Origin of the sequence: Shewanella sp. ECSMB14102 (assembly GCF_000813075.1) — a bacterium.
Lineage (GTDB): Bacteria > Pseudomonadota > Gammaproteobacteria > Enterobacterales > Shewanellaceae > Shewanella > Shewanella indica.
Map to the genome: position 1 here is coordinate 1 of NZ_JWGX01000077.1, position 8,920 is coordinate 8,920.

General features: G+C 48.6%; 8 protein-coding genes and 1 pseudogene. 5 read left to right on the forward strand and 4 right to left on the reverse strand.

What is annotated here, in order from left to right:
• Positions 1–207 precede the first annotated feature (207 nt).
• Positions 208–453, reverse strand: a pseudogene (locus RC73_RS20645) (integrase core domain-containing protein); the annotation flags it as partial.
• 47 nt (positions 454–500) lie between these two features.
• A complete protein-coding gene (locus RC73_RS19100) occupies positions 501–1,199 on the reverse strand; it encodes a DUF3334 family protein (protein WP_039036120.1) in 699 nt (232 codons plus the stop codon).
• Between the two features lie 315 nt (positions 1,200–1,514).
• Between RC73_RS19100 and RC73_RS19105 the strand changes: the two genes are divergently transcribed.
• The 5 genes from RC73_RS19105 (at position 1,515) to crr (ending at position 6,584) form a co-directional block, all read left to right on the forward strand.
• Positions 1,515–3,149 carry a methyl-accepting chemotaxis protein gene (locus RC73_RS19105; protein WP_039036121.1) on the forward strand — a complete coding sequence of 545 codons (1,635 nt, stop codon included), beginning with the start codon at positions 1,515–1,517 and terminating at the stop codon, positions 3,147–3,149.
• Positions 3,150–3,529: 380 nt separating this feature from the next.
• The gene (locus RC73_RS19110; protein ID WP_025010258.1) at positions 3,530–3,919 is read left to right on the forward strand and encodes an ACT domain-containing protein; all 390 of its coding nucleotides are present in this window, start codon (positions 3,530–3,532) and stop codon (positions 3,917–3,919) included.
• A gap of 79 nt (positions 3,920–3,998) precedes the next feature.
• Positions 3,999–4,256 carry an HPr family phosphocarrier protein gene (locus tag RC73_RS19115; RefSeq protein WP_028779985.1) on the forward strand — a complete coding sequence of 86 codons (258 nt, stop codon included), beginning with the start codon at positions 3,999–4,001 and terminating at the stop codon, positions 4,254–4,256.
• A gap of 11 nt (positions 4,257–4,267) precedes the next feature.
• Positions 4,268–5,971 carry a phosphoenolpyruvate--protein phosphotransferase gene (gene ptsP / locus RC73_RS19120; RefSeq protein ID WP_039036122.1) on the forward strand — a complete coding sequence of 568 codons (1,704 nt, stop codon included), beginning with the start codon at positions 4,268–4,270 and terminating at the stop codon, positions 5,969–5,971.
• Positions 5,972–6,074: 103 nt separating this feature from the next.
• A complete protein-coding gene (crr, locus tag RC73_RS19125; RefSeq protein ID WP_039036123.1) occupies positions 6,075–6,584 on the forward strand; it encodes a PTS glucose transporter subunit IIA in 510 nt (169 codons plus the stop codon).
• A 140-nt stretch (positions 6,585–6,724) separates the two neighbouring features.
• On the opposite strand, the gene RC73_RS19130 is transcribed toward crr, so the two are convergent.
• Both RC73_RS19130 and RC73_RS19135 read right to left on the reverse strand, forming a co-directional pair.
• Positions 6,725–7,447 (reverse strand): response regulator, encoded by a 723-nt coding sequence (locus tag RC73_RS19130; protein ID WP_039036124.1) that lies wholly within the window; start codon positions 7,445–7,447, stop codon positions 6,725–6,727.
• Positions 7,422–8,920: sensor histidine kinase (locus RC73_RS19135; protein ID WP_082014385.1), on the reverse strand; the 1,499-nt coding region annotated here is incomplete at its 5' end. The genes RC73_RS19135 and RC73_RS19130, both read right to left, overlap by 26 nt.

Sequence of the window (8,920 nt, forward strand, 5' to 3'; positions counted from 1 at the left end):
GGGCTCAGTTCTTTACAAGAGCCTCGAAGGTCGTCGGTTCAAATCCGGCACCACAACCAATTCCCTAATTCCTTCATCCAGCATGGTAGCTCGTCGGGCTCAGTTCTTTATAAAAGCCTCGAAGGTCGTCGGTTCAAATCCGGCTCCTGCAACCAATTCCCTAATTCCTTCATCCAGCATGGTAGCTCGTCGGGCTCAGCCTTTCCCCTAAATTAATACCAATCTCTTGATGAGATTTTCCAGCTTTTGCTGCTTGGCATACGCAACAGGCGGCATATAGTTCGGTGAACTATGAGGGCGAACATGGTCGTAGTGTTCACGCCATAGCTCGATTTAGTATCAAGCCCCGCCCAAGGTTCTGAACCAGTGCTGATTCAGACATTCATTTCGGAATTTGCCATTCAGACTTTCCACAAATTGGTAAGTAGGGGCCGGGGAAGCTATTTCGAGTCGATTCCCCGACATGCTGAAATGAACAAAACCACCGTCACCTCAGGGGGTCAAATTCCCAACTCTCTGAACAGATCATCAGTGTCATCATCGACATTTGCCGCTTTCACCCAAGGAGATTCAGGAGCTTTACTCTGTGACTGTTGACTGCCATGGCGAGCTAGTAGCAGATCAGGATCAAATTCTTCATCGGTTTCAAACTCTGCCAGACGAATAAACTCTGTCTTGTCCATAGCAAATTCAAGATAAAATATATGGTTATTTTCTGTTTTGAAGGACACTCTACGAGCAATGGGCTCGTCCAAGTTGGCATCAATCGATATCGTCAGTTCCTTGTTTATAGTCAGCATCTTTGGCTGGCTTTGGCTAATAGAAGTTTGCAGCTCCTTGGATACCTTGCCGATAAAATCCCCCAGCATCTGATTCATCAACTCACCCATTACATCACCCACCTCATCTGAGGTATGGGAGAAAGCTAACTCTTCCTCCGGCATGCCCATATGCAGCATGTAGCGGCGATAGATTTCCAACGCGGCGGCCGCTGAAAAGTTAATCACCACCAGGCCGGAAAAACCGCCATCAAAGATAGAGAAACAACCGAGATCCGGCTTAAGCCGAGTGCGGGTAATACGCTGTACGACTCCAGCATGAGACAAAGAACTTGCTGTAGTGGCTGATAAGACATGGATCACAGAATGACAAAGCTTCAGTAAAATATCGTCTGAACTAATGACTTGAGGTGTATTCATGAAAAGAGACCAATAATAGACATAGGGTTAATCTTGAGCCCTTCAGGCAAAAAAATCAAAATAAAAACAATTAATTAGACCCCCAAGGTTAACTAAAGTGACTTAGCACGGCTTAAGTTTCTGATATTTGAGCCGATATCCTCTGTGCAGCATTGAGAGCAGCGAAGCAAGGAGCTCTTTTTAGGCTTGATATAAGCTGAACAATGAGCCCGATCAACAAAGCAATACACACAAGGTAAAAAGGTTTCACTTGGTTTTTCCATCGCGTTATAGTCGCTGCCAACTACCTAATAAGAAATAACAAAGGAGTACAAAATGGCATTACTCAGGAAGCTCACCATTCTTCAGCGCCTTATCCTTATGTTGGTTCTGGCCGCAATAGGCACCCTGTGTTTCGCCAGTTTTTCCATCAAAGAACAGTATGATAATCTGATAACTCAAAAATGGCTGCAAAATGATGCCCAACTGAACACAGCCCTGTCTGTAGTTGCCGCACATCGCACTCAGACACAGGCGGGTAAACTGACTCTCGAAGAGGCTCAACAAGAGTCAGCTGCCTTGGTGGGCCAGATGCGTTATGGCCGTGAAGGTTACTTTATTCTGCTCTCAGATCAGGGAAAAATCATCGCCCACGGCGCTGAGCCGTCGCTGGTGGGCCAAGCCATTGCCGATTATCGTATCAAGGATGGCAGCAATCCGCTGGCCCAGCTACAACAACAAGCCAAGGCCAATGGCACAGGCAAACTCAGCTATGAGATCCGCAACCCAGCCAGTGGTAATAGCGAAGAAAAGCTCACCGAATCCAGATATGACAAAGATTGGGGCTGGACTCTGCTCACCGGCACATATATCAGCGATGTCAACGCCACAATGAAGTCAGTCTCAATCGATTATCTGATCATTATGATGTTGATTTCAGCGCCGATTTTCATCTTCTTTCTGGTGCTCAATCAATCCATTACCGCGCCACTCAAGACCGCCATCGCCGCAATGGAGGATATTGCCCAAGGTGAAGGCGATCTCAGTAAAAGGCTCGAAGGTCAAGGCCGTGATGAAGTAGCAGCACTCGCTCGTGCCTTTAACAGTTTTGTAGAGAAGATAGGTAGAACCGTCAGCGAATTGCAGCCACTTGGTGCATCACTTGGCGAGGACGCCGAGCACCTGACAGTCGCAGTCAAAGAGTCCAACCACAGCGCCGATAACATCCACAGGGAAACCGCCAGCGTGGCCACCGCCGTGAATCAGATGCTGGCAACCACCCAGGAGATGGCCAACAATACCCAGCAGGCTGCCGATGCTGCTTCCAGCGTCAAACAACAAGCCCTCAGCGGTAAAGAGACCATGGATGCGACACTGGCAAACTGCCAGGAGCTGGTGCGCGAACTGCAGGCCGCTGAAAACCTTACCGAAACCTTGGGTCAGGCTTCAGGCAGAATTGGCGGCATTCTCGATGTGATCCGAACCATTGCTGAACAAACCAACCTTTTGGCACTCAACGCCGCCATCGAAGCCGCCCGCGCCGGTACTCACGGCCGCGGCTTTGCAGTAGTGGCCGATGAAGTGCGCGCCCTTGCCAACCGCACTCAGGACTCCACCAACGAAATTCACAAGCTGATCAGTGAAATTCAATCCGGTGTCAGCGCCGTTATGGAGAGTAACAGCCAAACACAGAGCCAATCCTCCGAGCTGCAAAAACAAGCCGAAGCGGCAGGCTCTGCCATGGATCAAATCCTTTCCCTGGTAGCACAGATAAGCGATATGAATACCCAACTCGCTAGCGCTACCGAAGAGCAATCTTTGGTGACCGAAGAGATCAATCGCAATGTCAGCACCATTTCCGAACTGACTCAAGTTTCAGTGCAAGCCAATGCCAGCAACCAAAGCGCGGCAATGTCGCTTGAGCAAATCAGCCAGAACATGCGCCGCACTCTGGGGCAATTCAAGATCTAACATCTCGAGGGGCAGAACGTATTCTGCCCCTTTCTTATTGTGATAAACTAAGAAAGGTCCTCGTGGCACTCTGGTTTGCACAGCAATTGGCGTTCAAGGCATCTGACTGAAGGCATGCCGGGGCCTGTCGAAGTTGGATAACGAGAGAGCCGGTTGCTGCGAAAGCCCCCAAGGGCGTGGCTTACAGGCCTGCCCACTGTGTTCTGCTTCTTGCAAAGGACGAGGGCCATTTTGCTGCGAACCAGGCCTTACATCCAGGCCTGTAAGCCGACGCAGAGCACACATGGAACTTTTTCTACCTTCCCGGAGTTTGCCGTACCCGGCAGGTGATACCGCAGCGGCGCCCATAGGTCGCCCGGGCGAGAAAAGAGGTATTGGCTTTGCGCATGACATTGGCGGTCTATCCGCAGCTATTCACTATCCACAGTTTCAGCTCAGATACCCAGGTTCCGGCTGAGGTACTGAGCCAGCCGCTGTTTTTTATTGCCAAAACCCGCGAGGAACTTTCGGTTGTCGTCGATTGTAAACTGGAGCTCGATAGCCTGGAGCAGGAAGAAGACTGGCGTTGTCTTGAGCTTTTAGGGCCACTTGGCTTTTCCATGACCGGAATTATGGCGAGAGTCTCTGCTACTCTCGCCGATGCCCATGTGAGTATTTTTACTGTTTCAACCTTCGATACCGACTATATACTGCTGAAGAAAGATAAGTTGGATACCGCCATTCGCGCCCTCAGAAAGCAGCAATATCAGGTTATTGAATATGGCAATTGACGGCTTGGTCGCCGGAGTATTGCAAAACATCAGCCGTTACCGGATATTATTCAGTTAATTACATGAGTTAAAGAAGTCTATGTACGAAAAAACCGTCACTATTACCGCCAAACACGGGATCCATACCCGCCCTGCCGCACTGCTGGTAAAAGAGGCGAAACAGTACGATTGTGATGTGATGGTTGAGTGCCAGGGCAAACAAGCCAGTGCCAAGAGTCTGTTCAAGTTGCAGACACTGGGGCTCTATCAAGGCGTGTCTGTCAGAGTATTTGCCGAAGGTGAACAAGCTCGCGAAGCCGTTGAACGGGTGTCGGAACTGTTAATCACCTTAAGTTGAGAGGAACACAGATGCGCCTCGCCGGAATTGCAGTCTCATCGGGTATCGCCTTCGGAGAAGCGGTAGTCTACAACCCCTTTGACAACAGCATGGACTACCGCCTGCTGCCACTTGCCAAAATCCCCCAAGAGCTGAATAAGCTCACCCAGGCATTGCAGCGCTTGTGCCAGCAGTTACAAACCAGCCTGGATAAACTGACCGAAGATTCAGACAACTTCCAATTGGTGGAAGCCGACCTGCTGTTACTGGAAGATGCCGAACTTGTTCAACAAATTCGCGAGTCCATCAGTGGGCTGCAGTTTTCGGCGACCGCGGCAGTAGAGCGGGTCTTTGCCCACCAGGCCAGTGAACTTGAAGCGTTGGAAGACCCTTATCTAGCAAACCGGGCCCAGGACGTACGTTGCCTCGGCAGACGACTTATCAGTAGTATCAACGGCGCCGATGCCGATGGCCTGGATAAACTCAAGCATGACTCCATCTTGTTGGCCCAGGATCTGACACCGGCGGAATTTGCCCTATTGCCCCTTGAACATATCAAAGGCATCATACTGAAAACCGGTGGCCTCACCAGCCACACTGCTATCTTGGCCCGTGCTGCCGGCATCCCCGCCCTGCTTTCCTGCAACTATCAAGCAGGCAATATCAATGCCGGCGATCAGCTCATTCTGGATGCCAACCAAGGTGCCTTGTTTGTTCGCCCTGAGCAAACCGAAGTCACAGAGCTTAAGCAGAGATTTGAGCGCGAGCAGGCAAGACGGAGTGCGCTGGAGCAATACCGGGACAGACAGACCCAGACCCGGGACGGCAAACGCATAAGCCTAATGGCCAACGTGGGTAACCTCAATGAGATCTCTCGCCTGCCCCAGGTCGGTGCAGAAGGAATAGGCCTGTTTCGTACCGAATTCATGCTGATGGATGTCAGTTGCATTCCAGATGAAAAGGCTCAGTACAACCTCTATTGCGATGCCCTGCAGCTACTCAATGGCCAGCCCTTTACCATACGTACACTGGATATAGGTGCTGACAAGGAACTGCCTTGCCTGGATCAGGCAATCGAAGACAATCCAGCACTTGGCATGCGCGGCCTGCGCTACACCCTTAAACATCCTGAAATCCTGCAGACACAGCTACGGGCCGTATTGCGCGCCGCCAATCATGGCCCGGTTCGGCTGATGTTGCCCATGGTTAATCAGGTTGAAGAGTTGGATGCCGTCCTGGATATGCTGGAGCACTGCAAACAGCAGCTCAGCGAGGCCGAGAAAGGCTATGGAGACATCAGCCTCGGCATAGTGGTGGAAACCCCTGCCGCGGTTATGAACCTGCCAACGCTGCTGCCAAAGCTGGACTTTATCAGCATAGGGACCAATGACTTGACGCAATATACCATGGCGGCGGACAGAACCAACCCTGAATTAACCCGGGATTATCCCTCATTTTCACCGGCGATCCTCAGGCTGATTGCCATGACAATAGCAGACGCCAAAGCGGCCGGCATCAGGGTCTCTTTGTGCGGAGAGCTGGCAGGCGATCCGCGCATTGCGCCAATACTGATGGGCATGGGGCTGGACGAGTTGTCGGTCAACCCCGGCTCTGTGCTGGAAGTCAAAGCGGCGCTGTGCGAGGGTAACTTCAGTCAATTTGCAAAGCAGGCCCAAAAAGCACTCACCTGCACTCGATTGTCTGAATTGACATCCTTGATCTCCCTCTGTCATTAAGGCAGTTAATTCAGTATGCTAAGCAAAAATCCCCTTCCCCAACCTGAACGTTGTCGAGGGACTGTTTAACCGGAAACCAAAAACAAAAAGGACAAAACAACCCATGGGATTTTTAAGCCGGATCCGCCGCATGGTATCGGGGCAGCCCACCATAGAAGGCGGTATTAAAGTTTATGCCCCTATCAGTGGCGATATTGTTGCCATTGAAAAAGTCCCGGATGTGGTCTTCGCCGAAAAAATTGTCGGTGATGGCATTGCCATAGAACCCAAAGGCCAATTTATGCTGGCGCCGATTGACGGTACCATAGGCAAAATTTTTGAAACCAACCATGCCTTCAGCATAGAGTCGCCCCAAGGGTTGGAACTGTTTGTTCACTTCGGCGTTGGTACCATAGAACTCAGAGGCAAAGGCTTCAAACGCCTGGCACAGGAAGGTCAAGACGTTAAAGCCGGCGAACCTATACTGGAGTTTGACCTCGAGTTTCTCAAAGATCAGGTCAACAGCCTGCTCACCCCTGTGGTGCTGGCTAATATGGAAGACGTAAAGTACCTGGAAAAACGCCAGGGTAGCGTCAGCGCCGGCAAAGATGTGATATTTACGGTTCAAGTCTGAGATAATCCCCAATAATACTCAAATGCATTATTTGACATAGTGCATTTGAGTACAGCTCAGCGTACACGACCTTCTGGTTGCGGTTCATTCAAAAATCGCCGTTCCTGGAACAGATAATTCTCTCACTTAACAATATCGCATCAGCTTTTGTTAAAGGTGATAAAGCGATAACTTCGTTCCGGACGGCCAATAGCCCCGTAATTTTGATCAACAATCAACTCGTCAATCGCCAGCATATATTCCAAATAACGCCGTGCAGTTGAACGACTCATGCCAACAAGCGCCCCCATTTGTTGTGCGGTATAACTTTGTTTCGGATGTTCTGTAAACACGCAACGGATTTTATCTAAAGTCAAGGCATCCACACCTTTGGGTAAACGAACCGGTACTTGATTACTCGATTGCTTATCCCCCCCAAATAGAGTGTCTGCGATGGATTGGGTTACTTCTTCCGCTACCGAGAGACAGTGTTGACGAGCTTCGAAGCGAGCAAGTGCTTGATCTAAACGTTTTAACATTAAAGGTTTAACAAGAAAATCACATACTCCCAATTGCATGGCTTGTTCTAAAATGGTGACTTCCTTGGCTGCTGTAATCAACATCACATCACTTTTTAGTCCTTGCTTACGAACCTGTTGTAACAACTCAAGTCCAGAACCATCCGGCAGATAAATATCCAATAAAATCAGATCAGGTTGTAATGCTTTTAACAAACCGGTCGCAACTTTTATGCTACCGGCACAACCCACAACTTGATACTGTCCCTGGCGTACAGTGTCTTGAGTTTGGGGAAACAGTAAATACTGAGCCAACAATTGTGAGACGGCAACTTCATCTTCAACAATGATTACTGAATACGCCATGAGAAGTTCCTTTAACATGTTTCTTCGGAATGTAAACGGTAATCCTTGCACCGCCTAAATCAGATTCTCCCAATTCCAATGTACCACCACAAGATTCCAAATGCGTTTTCACCAAATACAACCCTACCCCATGTTGTGCACCCGTTTTCGAACTGTATTGCGGTGTAAAAATGGCAGCTTTGTCAGCACCTAGCCCTATACCACTATCTTCAACATCGAATATAATATTTTGCGCCGTTTCATCAATGGTCACTAACACACGAGGCACCCGCATATGTTGTACCTTTTGCACCGCTTCAATCGCATTGTCAATCAGATTACCCAAAATAGACACCATGCGTTCCAGAAGTTCTTTGCGTTCAATACTGCATAACAAACTATCATTATTCAGTTCCACGCAGACATTCACTTCCCGGGCTTTGTGGTACTTACCCAGTAATAATCCAGCGATAACAGGTTCTTGAATATGGGTCAATAAACTTTCAATTTGAGCCTGTGAACCTTGGCTCTCTTGGCCAATTAGCTCAATCGCCTTATCCAACTCTCCCATTTGGATTAACGCACCAATAGTGTTTAATTTATTTGAGTAATCATGAGTTTGTACCCGCAATAACTCAGCAAATGCCTGTACCTTGGCCAATTGTTGCGATAAATATTCTAACTCATCAGCAGGACGCATACTCAATAGCACACCGTCATTGTAGCCGTGGGCTTGAAGTAAAAAACGTGATAAAACCAGACGTTTATCGGCAGCAAACAACTCGAAACCTAAGATACGGCGGCTTGGATTACGCAATAAAAATTCTGCATGTTCCGGCAATAGGTCACTTAAATGAAGACTTTGATGCTGGATACGCAACGGTTGCTCCAGGATTTCACAAGCCCGTTGATTTATTTTCCGAACATTCCCATTAGGATCAAGTGCAATAATGCCGGAACGCACAGTGTTCAAGATGGCTTCCTGTTCAGCAAATAGCCTTGCTATTTCATCTGGTTGCAATCCAAATATGGCGTTCCGCACCCATCGACCAATAAATATGGCAGCAAAAATACTAAATAACAGTAACGAAATACAGCCCCAAATCAGTATACTACTGCGTTCTAAAATCAACAATTCAACAGAGCCGGCCAAAAAACCGACAGATACCAAACCTAAGACTTCACCATTATGATCATAAACAGGTACCTTGCCACGAATAGATTCACCTAAACTCCCAGTGGCCTCAGAAACATAATACTCGCCACGTAATCCAGCTTCTGAGTCTTCCCCAACCATGCGTTGACCTATTCGCGTTGGTTCAGGATGCACCAAACGAATTTTTTCAGTATTGCCTATGACAATAAAATCAGCATTTACTTGCTGACGTAATTGTTCCATTTTAGCATTGAGCTCAGGGTGTTCATTCGCTTCCTTCTCGGCTTTTAAAGGGCGTTGTTGCCTAAATAAGCGGAACCTTTTTCGCTTTCCATGAT

Coding starts and splice junctions, on each gene's coding strand:
- RC73_RS19105 (WP_039036121.1), top strand. CDS start 1,515: ATGGCATTACTCAGGAAGCTCACCATTCTTCAGCGCCTTATCCTTATG.
- ptsP (WP_039036122.1), top strand. CDS start 4,268: ATGCGCCTCGCCGGAATTGCAGTCTCATCGGGTATCGCCTTCGGAGAA.
- RC73_RS19130 (WP_039036124.1), bottom strand. CDS start 7,447: ATGGCGTATTCAGTAATCATTGTTGAAGATGAAGTTGCCGTCTCACAA.
- crr (WP_039036123.1), top strand. CDS start 6,075: ATGGGATTTTTAAGCCGGATCCGCCGCATGGTATCGGGGCAGCCCACC.
- RC73_RS19115 (WP_028779985.1), top strand. CDS start 3,999: ATGTACGAAAAAACCGTCACTATTACCGCCAAACACGGGATCCATACC.
- RC73_RS19100 (WP_039036120.1), bottom strand. CDS start 1,199: ATGAATACACCTCAAGTCATTAGTTCAGACGATATTTTACTGAAGCTT.